This window comes from Thalassotalea sp. HSM 43, from assembly GCF_004752005.1.
Taxonomy (GTDB): domain Bacteria; phylum Pseudomonadota; class Gammaproteobacteria; order Enterobacterales; family Alteromonadaceae; genus Thalassotalea_A.
The window spans coordinates 2,277,186-2,296,262 of sequence record NZ_CP038493.1; the positions used below are offsets into that span (position 1 = coordinate 2,277,186).

General features: G+C 43.2%; 18 protein-coding genes. 13 read left to right on the plus strand and 5 right to left on the minus strand.

What is annotated here, in order from left to right:
* Nucleotides 1-18 precede the first annotated feature (18 nt).
* From miaA to E2K93_RS09780, 7 genes are all read left to right on the plus strand, one after another.
* On the plus strand, nucleotides 19-966 hold the full coding sequence (gene miaA, locus E2K93_RS09750) for a tRNA (adenosine(37)-N6)-dimethylallyltransferase MiaA (protein WP_135438917.1): 948 nt from the start codon (nucleotides 19-21) through the stop codon (nucleotides 964-966).
* Between the two features lie 181 nt (nucleotides 967-1,147).
* Nucleotides 1,148-1,390, plus strand: a complete 243-nt coding sequence (gene hfq, locus E2K93_RS09755; protein WP_135438918.1) for an RNA chaperone Hfq — start codon at nucleotides 1,148-1,150, stop codon at nucleotides 1,388-1,390.
* Nucleotides 1,391-1,419: 29 nt separating this feature from the next.
* Nucleotides 1,420-2,706, plus strand: a complete 1,287-nt coding sequence (hflX, locus tag E2K93_RS09760) for a ribosome rescue GTPase HflX (protein ID WP_135438919.1) — start codon at nucleotides 1,420-1,422, stop codon at nucleotides 2,704-2,706.
* Between the two features lie 91 nt (nucleotides 2,707-2,797).
* A complete protein-coding gene (gene hflK / locus E2K93_RS09765; RefSeq protein WP_135438920.1) occupies nucleotides 2,798-3,958 on the plus strand; it encodes an FtsH protease activity modulator HflK in 1,161 nt (386 codons plus the stop codon).
* Between the two features lie 2 nt (nucleotides 3,959-3,960).
* On the plus strand, nucleotides 3,961-4,845 hold the full coding sequence (gene hflC / locus E2K93_RS09770; RefSeq protein WP_135438921.1) for a protease modulator HflC: 885 nt from the start codon (nucleotides 3,961-3,963) through the stop codon (nucleotides 4,843-4,845).
* A 90-nt stretch (nucleotides 4,846-4,935) separates the two neighbouring features.
* Nucleotides 4,936-5,124, plus strand: a complete 189-nt coding sequence (locus E2K93_RS09775; protein WP_135438922.1) for a DUF2065 domain-containing protein — start codon at nucleotides 4,936-4,938, stop codon at nucleotides 5,122-5,124.
* A 159-nt stretch (nucleotides 5,125-5,283) separates the two neighbouring features.
* Nucleotides 5,284-6,582, plus strand: a complete 1,299-nt coding sequence (locus tag E2K93_RS09780; RefSeq protein WP_135438923.1) for an adenylosuccinate synthase — start codon at nucleotides 5,284-5,286, stop codon at nucleotides 6,580-6,582.
* Between the two features lie 56 nt (nucleotides 6,583-6,638).
* Here the strand turns inward: E2K93_RS09780 and E2K93_RS09785 are convergent, their stop codons facing one another.
* The 3 genes from E2K93_RS09785 to E2K93_RS09795 all read right to left on the minus strand — a co-directional run bounded on the left by E2K93_RS09785 (nucleotide 6,639) and on the right by E2K93_RS09795 (nucleotide 9,084).
* Nucleotides 6,639-7,841: a metal-dependent hydrolase gene (locus E2K93_RS09785; RefSeq protein WP_135438924.1), complete on the minus strand. Its 1,203-nt coding sequence runs from the start codon at nucleotides 7,839-7,841 to the stop codon at nucleotides 6,639-6,641.
* 11 nt (nucleotides 7,842-7,852) lie between these two features.
* Nucleotides 7,853-8,437, minus strand: coding sequence for a TetR/AcrR family transcriptional regulator (locus tag E2K93_RS09790; protein ID WP_135438925.1), 585 nt, complete (start codon nucleotides 8,435-8,437; stop codon nucleotides 7,853-7,855).
* A gap of 89 nt (nucleotides 8,438-8,526) precedes the next feature.
* Nucleotides 8,527-9,084, minus strand: coding sequence for a hypothetical protein (locus tag E2K93_RS09795; protein WP_135440459.1), 558 nt, complete (start codon nucleotides 9,082-9,084; stop codon nucleotides 8,527-8,529).
* Nucleotides 9,085-9,434: 350 nt separating this feature from the next.
* Between E2K93_RS09795 and E2K93_RS09800 the strand changes: the two genes are divergently transcribed.
* Nucleotides 9,435-10,688: a malic enzyme-like NAD(P)-binding protein gene (locus tag E2K93_RS09800; RefSeq protein WP_135438926.1), complete on the plus strand. Its 1,254-nt coding sequence runs from the start codon at nucleotides 9,435-9,437 to the stop codon at nucleotides 10,686-10,688.
* A gap of 74 nt (nucleotides 10,689-10,762) precedes the next feature.
* Here the strand turns inward: E2K93_RS09800 and metJ are convergent, their stop codons facing one another.
* The gene (gene metJ / locus E2K93_RS09805; protein WP_135438927.1) at nucleotides 10,763-11,089 is read right to left on the minus strand and encodes a met regulon transcriptional regulator MetJ; all 327 of its coding nucleotides are present in this window, start codon (nucleotides 11,087-11,089) and stop codon (nucleotides 10,763-10,765) included.
* Between the two features lie 196 nt (nucleotides 11,090-11,285).
* Between metJ and metB the strand changes: the two genes are divergently transcribed.
* Genes metB through metF form a run of 3 tightly spaced genes read left to right on the plus strand, consistent with a single transcriptional unit; the run spans nucleotide 11,286 to nucleotide 15,794 of the window.
* Nucleotides 11,286-12,464 (plus strand): cystathionine gamma-synthase, encoded by a 1,179-nt coding sequence (gene metB, locus E2K93_RS09810; RefSeq protein WP_135438928.1) that lies wholly within the window; start codon nucleotides 11,286-11,288, stop codon nucleotides 12,462-12,464.
* Nucleotides 12,465-12,473: 9 nt separating this feature from the next.
* Nucleotides 12,474-14,903, plus strand: coding sequence for a bifunctional aspartate kinase/homoserine dehydrogenase II (metL, locus tag E2K93_RS09815; protein WP_135438929.1), 2,430 nt, complete (start codon nucleotides 12,474-12,476; stop codon nucleotides 14,901-14,903).
* Nucleotides 14,904-15,794 carry a methylenetetrahydrofolate reductase gene (gene metF, locus E2K93_RS09820; RefSeq protein WP_135438930.1) on the plus strand — a complete coding sequence of 297 codons (891 nt, stop codon included), beginning with the start codon at nucleotides 14,904-14,906 and terminating at the stop codon, nucleotides 15,792-15,794. It begins immediately after the preceding gene.
* Between the two features lie 62 nt (nucleotides 15,795-15,856).
* Here the strand turns inward: metF and argE are convergent, their stop codons facing one another.
* Nucleotides 15,857-17,017 (minus strand): acetylornithine deacetylase, encoded by a 1,161-nt coding sequence (argE, locus tag E2K93_RS09825; RefSeq protein ID WP_135438931.1) that lies wholly within the window; start codon nucleotides 17,015-17,017, stop codon nucleotides 15,857-15,859.
* Between the two features lie 235 nt (nucleotides 17,018-17,252).
* Between argE and argC the strand changes: the two genes are divergently transcribed.
* Both argC and argB read left to right on the plus strand, forming a co-directional pair.
* Complete coding sequence (gene argC, locus E2K93_RS09830) at nucleotides 17,253-18,278, plus strand: N-acetyl-gamma-glutamyl-phosphate reductase (protein ID WP_135438932.1); 1,026 nt, start codon at nucleotides 17,253-17,255, stop codon at nucleotides 18,276-18,278.
* A complete protein-coding gene (argB, locus tag E2K93_RS09835) occupies nucleotides 18,271-19,047 on the plus strand; it encodes an acetylglutamate kinase (protein ID WP_228445256.1) in 777 nt (258 codons plus the stop codon). Before argC ends, argB begins: the two co-directional genes overlap by 8 nt.
* Nucleotides 19,048-19,077: the final 30 nt, after the last annotated feature.

Here is a 19,077-nt window from a genome sequence, read left to right on the forward strand (position 1 = left end):
TAATTGCAGAGCAAGTTCATGAGCCAACGTTTACCGGCGAGCGATAAACCGCCGATTATTTGTATTATGGGGCCAACCGCCTCAGGCAAGACCGATCTGGCTTTCAAGCTCAGTGATGTATTGCCATGCGATATAATCAGTGTTGATTCTGCGTTAATTTATAAAGGCATGGATATTGGCAGTGCCAAGCCAACCCCTGACGAATTGCAACGCTATCCGCATCGATTGGTCGATATCATCGACCCTGCACAGAGTTATTCTGCTGCCGATTTTTGTCGCGATGCGAAGCGTGAAATCGCTGAAATTCAAAGTAATGGTCGAATTCCGATATTAGTCGGCGGAACCATGATGTATTTTAAGAGTCTGTTAGAGGGCATTTCACCATTGCCAAAAGCTGACCCTGCAATACGAGCTGATATTGAAGCGTTAGCACAGCAGCACGGTTGGCAACATGTACATCAGTTATTGGCAGATGTTGATTCGGTATCGGCTGAACGTATCCATCCAAATGATCCACAACGACTAACACGTGCGTTAGAAGTATATCGTATTAGTGGTAAATCGCTGACCGAGTTAACCGCAATAAAGGGTGACACTCTCGAAGGTGATATTTATCAGTTTGCGATTTCTACGGACCAACGTAGCGAGTTGCATGAGCGCATTGAATTACGTTATCAAATAATGCTTGAACAAGGTTTTGAGCAGGAAGTGAAGCAATTGATGACTCGTGATGATTTGCACCAAGATTTACCGTCGATACGATGTGTTGGTTATCGACAAATGTGGCAGCACCTAAATGGTGAATGCGACTATGATGAAATGGTGTTTCGCGGTGTCTGCGCAACACGACAATTAGCCAAGCGACAGTTAACATGGCTGCGCAGTTGGCAAAACCTTAACTGGTTGACAACTAATGATCCTGACAACCTTAAAAAAGTCATGGATATCATAGGGTTTAAGGCTTAGTTAAAAAACTTTTACGACTTAGCTTATTGATTAGCAAAGTTAAAATCTTCGTGTATACTTAAATGGCTCGGTGTATTTATGACTTACCCGTGAACCATGGAGAGTCATCTAGTTTGATGATTTCGTTGAATATTTAAGTGTAAGTTAATTGGATTAACAATAACAATAAGGAGCCAAACTAATGGCGAAAGGGCAATCATTACAAGACCCGTTTTTAAATGCATTACGACGTGATCGAATTCCAGTAGCTATTTATCTTGTAAACGGTATTAAATTACAAGGTCAAGTAGAGTCTTTCGATCAGTTTGTTATTTTATTAAAAAATACTGTAAGCCAGATGGTCTATAAGCATGCAATCTCTACGGTTGTGCCATCGCGTGCAGTAAATACAGCACCGGTTGACGGAACTCAACCCGCGGAATAATTAAATGAAAATGAATTGGAGTTGCTCATTTGTTTGATAGACATCAAGCAGGTGAGCAAGCAGTACTTGTTCACATAGACTTTCCCCAAGAAAACGCTCGCGAAGATTTATCAGAATTTGAAATGTTGGTGTCCTCAGCGGGCGTCAACTCTTTAACCGTTGTCAGCGGTAAACGCGATAAACCTCATCCTAAATTTTTTGTCGGTTCAGGCAAAGCTGAAGAGATCCGTGACGCTGTACAAATGTATAATGCCGATGTGATACTGTTCAATCATGCTTTGTCACCTTCGCAAGAGAAAAATATTGAAGCTTTATGTGAGTGTCGAGTCATTGACAGAACCACGTTGATTCTTGATATATTTGCGCAACGAGCGCGGACTCATGAAGGTAAGTTGCAAGTTGAATTAGCGCAATTGCGACATATCAGCTCGCGCTTGATTCGAGGTTGGACTCACCTTGAGCGGCAAAAAGGTGGTATTGGTTTACGCGGTCCTGGTGAAACACAGCTGGAAACGGATCGACGTTTACTGCGCGAACGTATGCAAACCATACGTGGTCGTTTAGAAAAGGTCGAAAAGCAACGCCAGCAAGGGCGTCGAGCGCGTGAACGAGCAGAAATACCAACGGTATCACTGGTAGGTTATACCAATGCCGGTAAGTCAACCTTGTTTAATCGCATCACTAATGCAGACGTTTACGCAGCGGATCAATTGTTCGCTACCCTTGATCCAACCTTGCGTCGACTCCATATAGAAGATGTAGGGCGGATAATTCTCGCAGACACTGTGGGCTTTATTCGTCACTTACCGCATGATTTGGTTGCAGCCTTTAAAGCGACGTTAACGGAAACAAGAGAAGCGCATCTACAGTTGCATGTCATTGATATTGCCGACGATCGTCGCGCAGACAATATTGCTCAGGTTGAGCAAGTGCTGCAAGATATAGAAGCCGATGACATTCCACAGTTGTTAATTTGTAACAAAATTGACAAGTTTGATGATGTTGCGCCGCGTATTGACCGAGACGAACAAGGTAAACCGATTCGTGTTTGGTTGTCAGCACAAGCTAACTTGGGACTAGAGTTACTGTCCCAAGCATTAACTGAAGTACTGGCAACTGATATTGTTGAATATCGCCTTAAAATACCGCCTACAGCGGGTAAATGGCGTGGTACCTTATATGAGTTAAATTGCATCAAGGACGAACAGTATGACGAACAAGGTAACTGTTTATTAGATGTAACATTGCCTTTACGGGAATGGAATAAATTGTTGAAAGCTGGAAAAACCGAACTGGAAACCTTTATCCAGCACTAAGCTACTGATAAGATTAAAACTTACTATACTTGATTATAGGCAGGCGAAAGTCTGACTAGAGAATAACAATTGGGTAATTACGGAGACCATAATGGCGTGGAATGAACCGGGGAAAAATGATAATGATCCCTGGAAAAATAAAGGTGGGCGCGATCAGGGGCCACCAGACCTAGATGAATTATTAAAAGACCTAGGCAATAAATTTGGTGGAATGTTTGGTGGTAAAAAACCTGGCAAGCCTGGCGGTGGCAGCAGTTTCTCTGGTTTTGGCGCCAGTTTGGTGGTCATCATTGCATTGGTTGTTTGGGCTTTTAGTGGTTTTTATACCATTAAAGAAGCTCAAAAGGGCGTTGTATTGCAATTTGGTGAATACAATACTCTCGTGGATCCAGGTATTCACTGGCAACCGACATTTATTCAAAAAGTTATCCCAGTTGATGTGCAAACAACACGTAATATCGCAGCGAAAGGCTTTATGTTAACCGAAGATGAAAATCTGGTCAGCGTAGAGATGCAAGTGCAATATCGTATTATTGACGCGCGTAATTACCTATTTAATGTTACCAATGCTGACAACAGTCTTGAACATGCGTTTGACAGTGCCATCCGTTATGTAATCGGTCATTCTAAAATGGACGAAGTACTAACATCTGGACGTGAACAAGTACGTCAATCGGTATGGGCTGAGCTTGAGAAAATCATTGAACCGTATAATTTAGGTATTTTGATTTCCGACGTTAACTTCAAGAATTCTCGTCCGCCAGAGCAAGTTAAAGATGCATTTGATGATGCTATCGCGGCTCGAGAAGATGAAGAGCGTTTCATTTTGGAAGCTGAAGCATATGCTTTATCAGAAGAGCCAAAAGCACGTGGTGAAGCCAAACGCATTGAGCAACAAGCACTAGGTTACAGCGAGCAGGTTGTTCTTGAAGCACAGGGTAATGTTGCTAAGTTTAATAAATTGTTGCCGGAATATCAGGCTGCGCCTGAAGTAACACGTCAGCGTTTATACCTTGCGACTATGGAAAAAGTCTATTCAAACACCTCGAAAGTTATGGTTGATGTTGAAGGTGGTAATAACATGATGTATTTGCCGCTAGATAAAATTATGCAGCAACAATCATCAAACTTACCACAAACCTTTAAACGTGAAGTTGCGCCGTTAATTCAACGCAACCCAACGCAAGGTCAAAACTCAAGCGTTAATTCAAGTTCATCGCGAAACGATCGCTTTAACCGAGGAGGAAACTAATCATGAAAAATTTCTCTTTAATCGTATTGGTTATTCTCGGTTTATTGACCGTATCATCGGTATTCGTCGTTAATGAAATGGAACGCGGTATTGTCTTTCAATTTTCAAAGATCAAACGTGATAGTAGTGGTGAAGTAAAAATTTACGAACCAGGCTTACACTTTAAGATCCCGTTGATTGAACGTGTTAATAAACTTGATGCCCGTATCCAAACATTGGATGACCGTGCTGACCGTTTTGTTACTGCTGAGAAAAAAGACGTATTGGTAGACAGCTACGTGAAATGGCGTATTGTTGATTTCCCAACGTTTTACGTTCGTACCAGTGGTGGTGATCTTGCCAATGCTGAAGCACTATTAAAGCAAAAAGTGAATAACGGCCTACGTACTGAGTTTGGTGCTCGTACCATTAAACAGATCGTATCCGGTGACCGTGACTCGCTGATGGAAGAAGCCATGCTAAGTGCTGAGTCGAGTAAAGCTGAACTTGGTATCGAGGTTATCGATGTACGTGTTAAACGAATCAACTTACCGGATGAGGTAAGTGAGTCTATTTATCAACGTATGCGTGCTGACCGTATTGCGGTAGCAAAAGAACATCGCTCGAAAGGTCGTGAGAAAGCGGCGGTTATTGAAGCTGAAATCAATAAGAAGATTGCCGTTCTATTGGCGACTGCCCATAAAACCTCTTTTGAAGTACGTGGTTCCGGCGACGCATTGGCTGCTAAAGTCTACGCTGATTCATTTAATCAAGACCCAGAATTTTACAACTTTGTTCGTAGTCTTGAAGCGTATGAAAAGAGTTTCAGTAATAAAGGAGATATCATGATCGTCAAACCAGACAGTGATTTCTTCCATTACTTGAAAGACAATAAAGCAAATAGATAAATCCCAAAGCCCACTTCAATGTGGGCTTTTTATTTGTGCCTCGTTACGTTAGCCTATTCACTATATTAATAAAAATATCGATGAAAGCTCATGACTATTGAAATTGTGCTTATTGCCTTTGCCTTGATGCTGATGTTTGAAGGTTTAGGACCTTTGCTATTCCCTAACCGTTGGCGCAATTTTATGATGCAATTGGCTAAGGAAAAACCAACCACAATACGGCAAATTGGTTTGGTCTTAGTGACCATTGGCGCGGTATTGTTTATGGCCAATTATTAACAATTTTTAGAATACTCACCGCGATAACTCTAAGTTCTTACATTTGTTAACCCCACCGTTAACAATTTAACTACAAAAAAGTTCATAAAACAGATGATCTAGACCCGCGTATTTGCTAAGATCCCCGCCTAATTTTCTTTCCGATTTGCAAAATATATTATGGGCAAAAACGTCGTTGTTCTAGGCACCCAATGGGGTGATGAAGGTAAAGGTAAAGTTGTTGACTTATTAACGGATAAGGCGAAGTACGTCGTTCGTTATCAAGGTGGTCACAACGCAGGTCATACATTGATCGTTGACGGTGAAAAAACTGTTCTCCACTTGATTCCATCAGGGGTATTACGTGACAACGTAAAATGTCTGATCGGTAACGGTGTTGTTTTATGTCCGACAGCCTTGATGAAAGAAATCAACATGTTAGAAGAGCGTAATGTACCAGTACGTGAGCGCTTACTAATCAGTGATGCATGTCCTCTTATTATGCCGTACCACGTAGCGTTAGATAATGCTCGTGAAACAGCTCGCGGCTCTAAGAAAATCGGTACAACAGGTCGTGGTATCGGCCCAGCCTATGAAGATAAAGTAGCCCGTCGTGGTCTTCGTGTAGGCGATTTACTTGATGCTGAATCATTTAAAGCGAAGTTAACTGAAATCATGGAATACCATAATTTCGTATTAACGAGCTACTACAAAGCAGAAGCTTTGGACGTTGAGCAAGTATTCGAAGATGTTATGGCTATCGCGCCGACCATCATTGCCATGATGGACGATATCAGCGAAACCTTAGACCAAGCACGCAAAAACGGTGAGTCAATCATGTTTGAAGGTGCTCAAGGTACCTTACTTGATATCGACCACGGTACATACCCATATGTTACCTCTTCAAATACCACGGTTGGTGGTGTTGCCACAGGTTGTGGTTTTGGTCCTCGTTACCTTGACTATGTATTAGGTATTACCAAAGCATACACGACTCGTGTTGGTTCAGGTCCATTCCCGACAGAGCTAAACGATGAAGTCGGTCACCATTTAGGTACTGTTGGTCACGAGTTCGGTGCAACTACCGGTCGTGAACGTCGTTGTGGTTGGTTTGATGCCGTCGCTATGCACCGTGCAGTGCAAGTTAACTCTATTTCTGGTTTCTGTTTAACCAAACTAGATGTATTGGATGGTCTAAAAGAATTGAAGATTTGTACTGGTTACAAAACTCAATCAGGCGATGTTTTGACTGTGCCACCAATGGCGGCTGAAGGTTACGAAAACATCACTCCAGTATACGAAACCATGCCTGGTTGGAGTGAGTCGACTATTGGTGCAACAACGGTAGAGCAACTACCTGAAAACGCACGAGCTTATATCAAACGTCTTGAGCAAGTTTGTGGTGTTCCAATTGATATTATCTCGACTGGTCCAGATCGTGTAGAGACCATGATTTTGGTTAACCCGTTCGACGAATAATCATTTCGTTATAAGAAAAAGCCGGCTTATGCCGGCTTTTTTGTTTGCCTAGTTTGTTAATTAACGAGCTGTGTTTCATCACTTAGATATCGTTTTCGGTATAGCTGCCAATCATTTTTCGTGGCAGATTCTCGACATACACCATAGCGAAATGACGGTAAAAAATATGGCCAGTGATAGCGTAAATCGCTAAACCAAAAACACTCTTTCTGCTTGCTTCGGCTGTGCTGCAAAAATACCGGGTACACCGCAAAGTCCCGAAAGCCCTGCATTAGGGGATGCCGCCAGGCATTAACAATATTGACATCATCACTGCTCGCTGGGTGATAAGTGTGTTGCCATTGCACGCGGTTTGCATCGACGCTTTTTTTGCTGTTGATATCGTTATAACGGTCAAGGTAACCCGGCTTGTCTAGGCTTGAGCTAAGTTGTCTTGCTACTTTGTCATTAGCCAGACGAATATAGCGGTATTGCAAATCATTATCCTGCTGCGTTATTGCCAACCACAGTAAAGGTGAAAACGGTTGTGGTAACAACATCGTGCTATTGCTCACCCTGCTATGACTAATCGTGCTGCCACTGGCTAACTGTGAAGGTTGCTTGCTTAGTAATGTGAGTGTGTATTGCTTGATGCCGGCAACCAGCAATAAATAACTTAGTGGCACAGCCCAAATCGCTTGTCTTGCCATATTAATTGCCATCTTATTTTTGGCCATATTAAGGGCCGATGTTTTATTAGCTGTTGTTGCGTGTTCTAGAGTGGTGTTGCTATTGCGCCAATCATAGCAACTATAAATAAGCAGACCGAGCAAACAACTGCCAGTGAAATAGCCATCGATAACAAACAATAGTGCAAAGCTGACTTTATAGCTGCTTAGCGGTGCAAACCACTGCGTACCATATACCGTCAACGCATCCAGCAGCAGATGTGACATGATGGCAGTCAACAGCAATGTGTAGAGCCATTTTCGGTTGATACGAACGTGTGCAAATAGGTACCGTTTGCAAAGTAATAATAGACCCATAAATAGATAGGCCCATAGTGGTGCAAGCACAATAGAATGACTCTCTGCTCTATGCCAATAGGCGAGGAATTCTAAAGGATGAAGCCAAAATGATAGATAATCCAGATCTGGCAATAACGCTGCTACCGCACCGATTGCGCTGCATTGCCATGAGGCAAGTCGATTATCATCTTGTTTGTGCTTAAACCATTGGCCAACACCAGCGCCAACGATTGCATGGGTGAATGCATCCATCAACGAATCAGCTATATCTGTCGAGTGTCGGCATCAACAATTCTGGCCAACATCTTTGCTAAGCGATGCCTCGTGCGCTCGTGTCCAGGGCTTTTGTCATGGATAAAATGGGCAAAACTGAGCAAGTAACTCGCGGTAACGCTAATTTCAATACATATTCGTTTAAGCCCTTGTTGGCGAATGTTGGCAATATCGATAAACCATTGCACCGTGCGGCTTACTCTAGTGACGCCGTGTGCTTGTAAATGGATGTGCCCAGGTTCAAATTTGTAGGCCATGATCGCTTTTAACACCGCCTTGTTGTTAGGTAAGGCTTCAAACCAGGTGATAATGGCGGTTAATAATCGCTGCTGTGAGTTTTGCTGTTGAAAGGTGGGGTTGTCATTTAGCGCCAGCATTGCATCGTCGGCACGATCGAAAATGGCTTCGGCAATAGCGTCTTTACTGCGGAACAAAGGTTTTATCTGCACCAGCGGCAGCTTTATCTCGTTACTGATATCATGCATTGCAACAGCGTGCCATGAACGTTTGCTCGCTAATTGCAATGCAGTATCTATGATCTGTTGTCGCCGCTCCATTTCGTTAGGCATCGACATTTACGCTCGATTGACACATTTGCCATTAAGTATAGAAAACAGCAACTCATTGAGCGAAACATTAACGACACGGCAAACCTTAGTTGTGTTTACTTATCACTGTAACCCCAAGGTGCACTAGGTGGTGTTACCGGCTTGTTTAAGTCAAAATCGACGCGAAACTCACGGCCATGACGAATCAAACGATACGAAAAGCTTTCTGGGTAGATAAACATTTGCCAAATATTGTCGTTCGATTGTGGGATCCCTTGGGCAACAAACATTTCTTTTGAGTATTGGTCCGCAGGGAAAGACTGCACTTGCGGCCAACCTGCATCTTGGCTGTGACCACCATACATAGTCAACGCGTCATTGCTGCCATCTTTGTGTCGATGATCATGCTTTAATGACAACCCTGAGCCGGTTTTGGTGACAAGCCAAGTACGTGATGAGTCATCGCCAACATGAAATGGAATTTGCAGCTGACTATCGCTGCATTTGCGCACGTGCATGATCAGCGGTTTATTGGCAAATGCATCACTGTCGCTGTTATCGACAGTAACTTTTCCGGCAAATGCTTTACCACAGTGCTGTTTTATCGCATCAAAAAATGCATCTTGGCTAGTAATCGATACCAAAGGCGCTTCGGCTATGTTTTCTGTCGCCATCGTTGAGCTGGTAATTAACGTCAATAGGCAGGCAATGCTGATGGTAGATTTGTTCATATAGGTTCTCTTAAACATGAATTGCAACTGCCAACAACGGTAGCGGTTTACGCTGACTTTGGCAACATAATAACCATAAACAGCACACCGATATGGCAACAGATTTTGTTATTTATGCAGGCCAATAAACTAGATATGCATGGTTCAATATATGCGTAAATCATTTGTTACTAATAACGCTTTCTTATAACAAAATAGCCATTAAAAAATGTAACCCTTATGAAAGTTTTCAGGTAACATTCACTATTCTAACTAAGCTTAAGCTACCCTTGTCTTTCTAAAGGAATTCGTCAATGACAGATCTGCGTCAACAAGCCCTCGATTATCATGAACAGCCTAAACCAGGCAAAATCAGTGTTGCATTAACCACCCCTGCCGAAACGGCGGATGATTTGGCTCTTGCCTATAGTCCGGGTGTTGCAGAGCCGGTACGAGAGATTGCAGAAAATCCAGATAATGTCTATCGCTATACAAACAAAGGTAATACGGTTGCGGTCATCAGTGATGGTACGGCGATTTTGGGTTTAGGTAATCTAGGTCCATTGGCTTCTAAGCCTGTTATGGAAGGCAAAGCATTGTTATTTAAGCGCTTTGCTAATATTGATTCGTTCGATATTGAAGTTAAACACAATACCATTGAAGACTTCATTAATACCGTGGCGAATATTGCGGATAGCTTTGGTGGCATAAATCTTGAAGACATCAAAGCACCGGAATGTTTCGTAATTGAGAAAGCCTTGATTGAACGCTGTAAGGTGCCAATTTTTCATGATGATCAACATGGTACCGCCATTGTCACAGCTGCAGGCATGCTTAATGCGTTAGAAGTGCAAGGTAAACAACTAAAGCAAGCTCAAATTGTATGTTTAGGTGCTGGCGCTGCGGCCATTGCCTGCATGGAATTATTGATCACTTGCGGCGCTCAGCGTGAAAACATTTACATGCTAGATCGCAAAGGTATCGTTCATACCCGCCGTGATGACTTAAATGAATATAAAAAATTATTTGCCAATAATACCGATAAACGCACCTTAGAAGACGCCTTAGAAGGGGCGGATGTGTTCGTTGGTGTATCAGGTCCTAATCTATTATCAGCGGAGCAATTGCAGCTAATGGCTGCAAAACCAGTTGTTTTCGCTTGCTCGAACCCGGATCCAGAAATCAAGCCGGAGCTGGCACATGCGACTCGTGATGATTTGATTATGGCAACCGGTCGTTCTGATTACCCAAATCAGGTGAATAACGTGTTGTGCTTCCCATTTATTTTCCGCGGTGCTTTAGATGTACGTTCTCGCCAAATTAATGATGCTATGAAGGTTGCTGCAGTTGATGCGATTCGAGAGATTGCCAAATTGCCTGTACCAGAAGGGGTGTTGCACGCGAGCGGTTGTAACAAACTTGAGTTTGGTAAGGACTACATTATTCCTAAACCTATGGATCCAAGACTATTGGCCAACGTTGCCTTCGCTGTCGCCAATGCCGCTGTTGAAACCGGCGTGTCGACCATAGACTTACCTAAAAACTATATGGGTATGGGCAATAGCTAGTAAGTTAAATCACAACAATAAAAAAGCGCTGATATCAGCGCTTTTTTTATTCAATGAATTGACATCAATGATGTTTAATCATCGTTCTCGAAGTCTGAAAAGTCGGTGATGCCATTTTCTTCCAGCACTTTACGCACACTTTCAGGTAACAAGTTTTCGTTATCTTTCGCCAAATCGTTATCGCTTGGCAATGGTTGCCCGGTGAACGCGTGTAAAAACGCTTCACATAACAACTCACTATTGGTGGCGTGACGTAAATTATTTACCTGACGGCGGGTACGCTCGTCGGTCAATACTTTTAATACTCGCAGTGGAATAGATACGGTGATCTTCTTCACTTGCTCACTTTTTTTGCCGTGTGGCGCGTATGGATTAATGTACTCGCCATTCCAGTCAGCCATTTTTGCTCCCTAATAACCGTTTTTTAATTATATCTGGATGTTTTTACTCAGCTGATCAAATTGTACTGGATATGTTGTTTGAGTCAACATCTATAAGCAAAGATGTATAGATGGCTAAAACTTCTTGACCTGAGTAATTAATCCGTATAGATTTATAGACGTCTAAACATCCACTAATATACACGGTAACAAAATTATGAAACTCGATAAATTAGCGACCATCGCGGTACAGGCAGGAATAAACAGTGATCAGCATCACGGAGCTGTCGTGCCGGCGATGCATTTATCGAGTACTTATAGCCTCAAAGGCTTTAACGAAAAACGTCAATATGACTATTCGCGCACGGGTAACCCAACGCGTCAAACGCTGGCCGAGGTTATTGCACATTTAGAAGGTGGCAGCAAAGGTATTATAACCAGCACGGGGATGTCGGCGATTCACCTAATTTGCCAACTGCTCAGCGCGGGTGACCGATTACTGATACCGCATGATTGTTATGGCGGCAGTTACAGATTGTTTGTCCATCTAGCCAAACGTGGTCAATTCGAATTAGATGTCGTTGATCAAACCGACAGTCAAGCGCTAGAGGACGCCTTAGCCAAAAAGCCAAAACTGGTCTTAGTTGAGACACCAAGTAATCCATTGCTGCGTTTAGTGGATATTAAAAAGGTTTGCGATGCGGCAAAGCAGGTTGGCGCTTTAGTTGCCGTCGACAACACGTTTCTATCACCATTACTGCAGCGCCCATTAGAGCTCGGTGCTGATATAGTTATTCATTCAACCACTAAGTTTATTAATGGTCATTCAGATATTGTCGGCGGTGCCGTTGTCACTAAAGACCCGCAATTAGGCGATGATCTGGCTTGGTGGGCAAATTGCATTGGTATTACTGGCAGTGCTTTTGATGCCTACCTGACGTTACGCGGTATCAAAACCTTGCCTGTACGTTTGCGCGCTCATCAGCAAAATACCCAAGCGGTGGTTGCGTTGCTTACCGAGCACCAGGCTGTCGAGGCTGTTTATTATCCTGGCCTGTCGACTCATCCTGGTCATGAGATAGCTAAAGCGCAACAAGCCGGTTTTGGTTCAATGTTGTCGTTTGACATTAAAGGCGATGAAAATCAGGTTCGCAATTTCTTTGCCGCTTTACAGTTGTTTACACTAGCCCAGTCTCTTGGTGGCGTAGAGTCTTTGGCTGCACATCCATCGACCATGACACACGCTGGGATGGATTTAGCTGCACAAAAAGCCGCCGGTATCTCACAAACACTGATTCGCCTGTCTATAGGCATTGAAGATGCTGACGATATTGTTGCTGATTTACAGCAAGCCCTTGATGCTGCATTTGCTGCACCTAGTGATAAAGCCGGTTAGGGATAAGTCATGAACCAAGCAAACTCATCTTTGTTAAATATAGATAACGCCGTACAAATACCGGTAAATGTGCATAAATTTGGTGGCAGTTCACTGGCCAATGCTGAATGTTTATTAAGAGTTATACAAATTTTAAAGCAAGAAGCACAGCTTGATGACGTCGTCGTGGTGTCAGCGAATGGTAAAACCACGGATAAGCTGTTTGCAATCATTAACTGTCAACAGAGCGAACAGCGCCAGTTATTATTAACAGAGCTGCAAAATCAGCAGCAACAACTGGTCTGTGAATTACTATCTGCATCAGCGGCAGCAACCGAATGCCAGCAAATCGCTACAGATATTGCCAAGCTTGCCGACATCCATTTTGATGATATATATCAGCGACACGATCTATTAGCCCATGGTGAAATTTGGTCAATGCGTTTGTTATCGGCGCTGATTAATGAACAGTTATGCCCATGTATTGGTGTCGACTCACGTCAAGTGTTACATCTTGACTGTGACAATGATTATCAATTGGTTGAGCATAGCTCACAACACGCGTTATTAACGGCTAAGCAAGCAGCAAAGTTAACGGTTATCACCGGTTACATTGCCACAGATACGCAAAATAGAACGCAAACATTGGGCCGCAATGGCAGCGATTACAGTGCCACAATTGTTGCCAAGCTTATCGGCGCAGAAAGTGTCACGCTATGGACCGATGTCGACGGTATTTACAGTGCCGATCCTCGCATTATTTCAACCGCGCGTAAGCTACATCGTATTGAAAATTCAGTGGCAACGGAGTTGGGGAGACTGGGCAATCCAGTGCTACACGCGAAAACATTAACGCCTTTGCAATGTCAGCAAATTCAATTGAATGTTGCCAGCAGTTTTTTACCCGAAGACAATGGCACTGAAATTGGTGTCTTTGGTGATATCGCAAAAAGCGAGTTATCGGTTACTCACAATAATGATCTGGTGAAAATTAACACCGATAAAGTCAGCGAGCTGTATTTGCGGCATGTGATTGCCCGCTTTGAACCGATTTACCAATGTCCTGATAAGTCGTGCTTAGTGGTGAACCAGCAGTTTTCGCAGTTGGCGATTGAATATCTGCAACAGCATCAACTTGAGTTCAGTTACCAACAAGTATCGTTAGTGGCTGTGGTTGGCTATCAAGTGGCGAGTCGCAGTGAAATTAAAGCACGTTTTAAACGAGTATTGCGCCACGAAGCATTGGATGCTTTGGTCGGCAGTGACAATGGTCACAGCTTGCTGGCGTTTTTAAACGAGAGCTGCAATGTCGAATTACTCAATCAAGTGCATTCCAGCATAACGAAAAATGCCCGCAATATAGGGTTAGTGGTTGCAGGTTTAGGTAATATCGGCAGCAAATTTTTAGACATGCTGCCAAAACAGTTAACACGTATCTCAAGTTTGGAAAACGTGCATTTGGTTGGCCTTGCGACATCAAAAAAAGCGCTTATTAATAACGATGGTATAGACCCGAGCCAAGCACTACCGTTATTTGCTGACAGCAGCGTTGACTATGACAACCAACAATTACTTGGTTGGTTAGAGCAACATCCGTATGACGAGTTAGTGGTTGTTGATATTACCCCGTCTGAGAGTTTTGCTCAGTTATACCAAAGCTTTTTTGAACGTGGTATCCATGTCATCAGTGCCAACAAATGCGCCGGTTCAAGTGAGCAGAGTCAATACAGCCAATTACTCGCGGCGCAAGAAAATACCGGCAGTCAGTGGTTAGTTAATACCACAGTCGGCGCGGGCTTACCGGTGAATTACGCCATTAATGATCTATTGCAAAGCGGCGACAGTATTCATGAAATTGCCGGGATATTTTCAGGTACTTTATCCTGGCTGTTTGCCAACTTTAGTGGTGAGCAGGCATTTTCAGATTTAGTCTTAGATGCGCTTGAGCAAGGTTTTACCGAGCCTGATCCGCGTGATGATTTATCTGGATTGGACGTACAAAGAAAATTGCTTATTTTGGCTCGATTAGCTGGTTTTGAGCTTGAACTGGACAACATCGACGTTGAAAACCTTGTGCCACCATCATTGCAAGGTATTGATAAAAAACAATTCTTCACTCGCATTACAGAGTTGGACGAGTATTTTGCTAATAAGCTAAATGAGGCAAAAAGTCAGCAACAACATTTGCGTTATGTGGCTAGATTTGCCATAGATAATAACAAACTTACTGCGAAGGTTGGTTTGGAAATACTGCCGGCGGACCACGCATTTGTAAATCTGACAGCCTGCGATAATATCTTTTTATTGGTGAGTGACTGGTATCAAGAGAATCCATTGATCATACGCGGCCCTGGTGCCGGTCGAGATGTTACCGCTGGCGGCTTGCATTCTGACTTAGTTAATTTGTGCCAGCGTTTAGAACATAAGAAAAAAGAAGTTGTCATTAAGGGGATATATTAAATGAATGCTAAAGCTCGCCAACTTGATTTGTTAAATCGTACTGTCCGTGATTTGGATCGCGACTTAAATGTGTCATTTGAATTCTTCCCACCAAACTCAGAACAAATGGAAACCACCTTATGGAATTCGGTAGAACGTCTAGAACCGCTTAATCCTAGTTTTGTGTCAGTAACCTATGGCGCTGGCAGTGGTACCCGAGATAGAACACACGGCGTTATTAAGCGAATTCAACGTGACACCAGCTTAGTTGCTGCACCACATTTGACTTGTATTGATGCCAGTAAACAAGAGTTAATCGATATTGCCAAAGACTATTGGCAAAGCGGTGTTCGTCACATTGTTGCGTTACGTGGTGATTTACCAAACAGCAGTGAAAAACCAAATATGTATGCCAGCGACTTAGTCGAGGTATTAAAAGGTGTTGCCGACTTTGAGATCTCTGTTGCCGCCTATCCGGAGACTCATCCTGAATCGCCTAATGCGCAATTTGATTTGGTTAACTTGAAACGAAAAATTGATGCTGGCGCGACACGTGCTATCTCGCAATTCTTTTTTGATATAGACGCCTATTTACGTTTTCGTGACCGTTGTGTTGCGGTTGGTATTGATGTCGAAATTGTCCCGGGTATTTTGCCGGTATCAAATTTTGCCACTTTAAAACGCTTTGCAGGGTTAACCAACGTGCATGTACCTGACTGGATGGGGAAATTGTACGAAGGACTCGATGACGACCCGACTACGCGAAACATGGTCGGTGCCAATATCGCAATGGAACAGGTGAAGATATTACGTAGCGAAGGGGTTAATGACTTTCATTTTTATACGCTAAATCGTTCCGAATTAACCTATGCAATTTGTCACACCTTAGGTATTCGCCCACAACAAGGTTAAGCACTCCACATAATCCTATCTTGCAGGGACAGTTTGTTTACATGGCAAACTGTCCTTTTCGTTTAGAGCAGGCAATAGTGCTGAATAAAATCCAATAAGATTTTTTCTGTTGGCTTGATTTGATCGAATGCTAAGAATTCATCTATTTGATGTGCTTGTTCAATCGAGCCTGGTCCTAAGACAATGGTTTGGCAACCTAATTGCTGAATAAACGGCGCTTCGGTAGCGTAATTTACCGCCTGACAACAATGACCAGAGAGTTTTTCAGCGACATGAACCAACTCACTGGACTCGTTCTCAGCAAAGGCAGGAGAGCTGGCATGCAATTCCTGCATGTTAACTCTACCGGGATATTTTTCTGCCGTTGCTTTTAATGCTTCACTTAACCAAAACAGCAGCTCTTCATCTTTGATGCCAGGTAACGCTCGTAAATCGATATCTAAGTAGCAATCACCGCAAATTCGATTAGCACTGTCACCACCTTTTATCGCACCAAAATTTAAGGTCGGCTCGGTAACAGAAAAAGCAGCGTTTTGATATTGGTGTTTAAGCTCTTGCTTTAAGGTCATTAGGCTTTTAATGATCTCGAACATGATTTCGATGGCATTAATACCTTTCGCGGGTTGGCTGGAATGACCTGACTTGCCAACCACCGTAATACGATGAGACATATGTCCTTTATGCATAATTACTGGCTTTAAGTTGGTCGGTTCGCCAATAATCGCCACATCGGGTTTGGCCAATTGTTGTTCGATGAAAAAGCGTGCACCAGCCATGGTTGTCTCTTCATCGGCTGTGGCAAGAATATATAACGGCTTTGTTAGCTTGGTTAAGGGTAGCTGTTTACAGGCTTGCAAGATAAACGCGAAAAAGCCTTTCATATCACAGGTGCCCAATCCAAAAAACTTGTCGTCTTTCTCTTGTATAGCAAACGGGTCGCTGTTCCAGCCTTGTTGATCGAAAGGCACCGTATCACTATGGCCGGACAGTAATAAGCCACCTTCGCCGCTGCCCACCTTAGCCAGCAAGTTATATTTATTGTTGGTTCCGGGCACTTTTTGAATATTCACCGCAAAGCCTAGATCCTTGAACCAAGTCGCTAATATTTCAATCACCGCCAAGTTACTTTGGTCGAGTGATGCAGACTCAGCACTGATCGATGGGCTGGCGATTAATTCACTAAGTGCTTGCTGAAAATTGGGTAGCTTTACAATTGTTGACATTTACTTACTCTTTATTGCAAATACTTATGCTTTTTTATTGCATAAGTATTTCATCACTGTTATCTTTCTTTGGACAGTTTAATCAAGCTTCTGGGTAAAGACCATAGGTTGTCGGATTTTATTGTAATCGTTTTGTATAAATAGTAGCCAGAACGGATATGGATCGCCGATAATACCCAGCTGATAGAAATCATATATTTATTCTTGTTGAATAGAATTGCAAATGAGAGGTTAAGTGAAAGTTGCAATTATAGGTGCTAGTGGCTATGCCGGCGCTGAATTAGTTAAAATCCTAACAAAGCATCCCCAAGTGGATGTTTTGCAATTACTTGTATCTGAAAATAGTGCATCAGCAGATCTTGCGTTCAGCGAGTTATATCCGGCGATGCAGGGTGTTTGTGATCTGCCACTTCAGGCTTTTTCTGCGGCATGGTTAAAAGATCACCAATCTGAAATTGATGCGGTGTTTTTTGCCACTCCACATGAATATTCACAGCAGTGGGCGAATGCTTTTGTCGATGCGGGCGTTAAAGTGTTTGATTTGTCCGGTGCGTTTCGTCTACAAGACGCCGATGATTACCCTAAATATTATGGTTTTGCTCACCAACATACCGACTTGTTGCAACAAGCGGTATATGGATTGGCGGAGTTTAATCAGCAAGCCATCGCTGAAACACACATTGTTGCTGTGCCTGGTTGTTATCCAACCGCCAGTTTATTGTCATTAAAACCAATAATCGATGCCGGCTTACAGCAAGAAGATGGCTTAATCGTTGTCAATGGTATCAGTGGCGTCAGTGGCGCCGGTCGCAAAGCGTCATTAGCAACCAGCTTTAATGAGTTAAGCCTAAAAGCCTACAATATATTACAGCATCGTCATCAGCCTGAAATAAGCCAAGAAGCCGGTGCTCAGGTCATTTTCAATCCTCATATTGCGCCGTTTAAACGTGGCTTAATGGCAACGGTAACCCTTAACTTGCAAGACACGGTGACTAAACAACAAGTAGATATGGCGTTTCAGCAGTGTTACCAACACACGCCATTGGTGCGTATCAGTAAAAGCTGGCCGCAAATCGATGATGTTGCCAATACACCGTTTGCCAACATTTATTGGCAATATGATGAATCATTACACGTTTTGGTGGTTAGTTGCGCCATTGATAACTTATTAAAAGGCGCGGCGTCACAAGCGGTGCAATGTTTTAACATTAGTTTTGGCTTGCAACCCACCTTAGCATTACTTGGAGGTCAGCATGACTAGACCTCTGGTTATTAAGATTGGTGGGGCGATAATGGAGTCTGATCAGGCTCTGTCCGATTTATTTAAGGTTGTTAGCCAGTTACAGCAAGACCGTGGCGTTATTATCGTCCACGGCGGTGGCTGTGTGGCTGATGATATGTTGCAACAAGCTGGTTTTGTCAGTAAAAAAATCGATGGCTTACGGGTAAGCGAACAGGCTCATATGGCGGTTATTAGCGGCGCCTTAGCGGGTACGGTTAATAAGCATATGGTGGCGATAGCGAACCATAGTGGTTTAAAAGCAGTCGGCTTAGCATTGCATGATGGACAGTCCATTGTGTGTTTGCCTGCTGACCCGAAATTAGGTTGTGTTGGTATACCTCAAGCGAGCAATGCGAGCTTGTTAAATTCATTAGTCGCGGCAAACTGTTTGCCGTTGATCAGTTCTATTGGCAGCTTAGACAATGGCACCTTAGTTAATGTGAATGCCGATGATGCAGCGGTGGCTATCAGTGAGTTACTCAATGCTGATTTGGTGTTGTTAACCGATGTCGCTGGGGTTAAAGGTGCCGATCAAAAATACCTTGCTACACTTGATGGTGAGCAAGCCAAACTCCTTATCGAACAAGGCGTCATTGCCGGTGGCATGATCGCTAAAGTTAACGCTGCATTTGCTGCAGCCAACCGATTACGACGAAGTATCGCGGTTGCCAGTTGGAAATCGCCTGAAAAACTGTTTGTGTTAAACAGTGATGGCGAGTTTGGCACCCGCATTATTCCTACACTTTAAAACTTAATAAATTGCAGTAATAACAGGAAG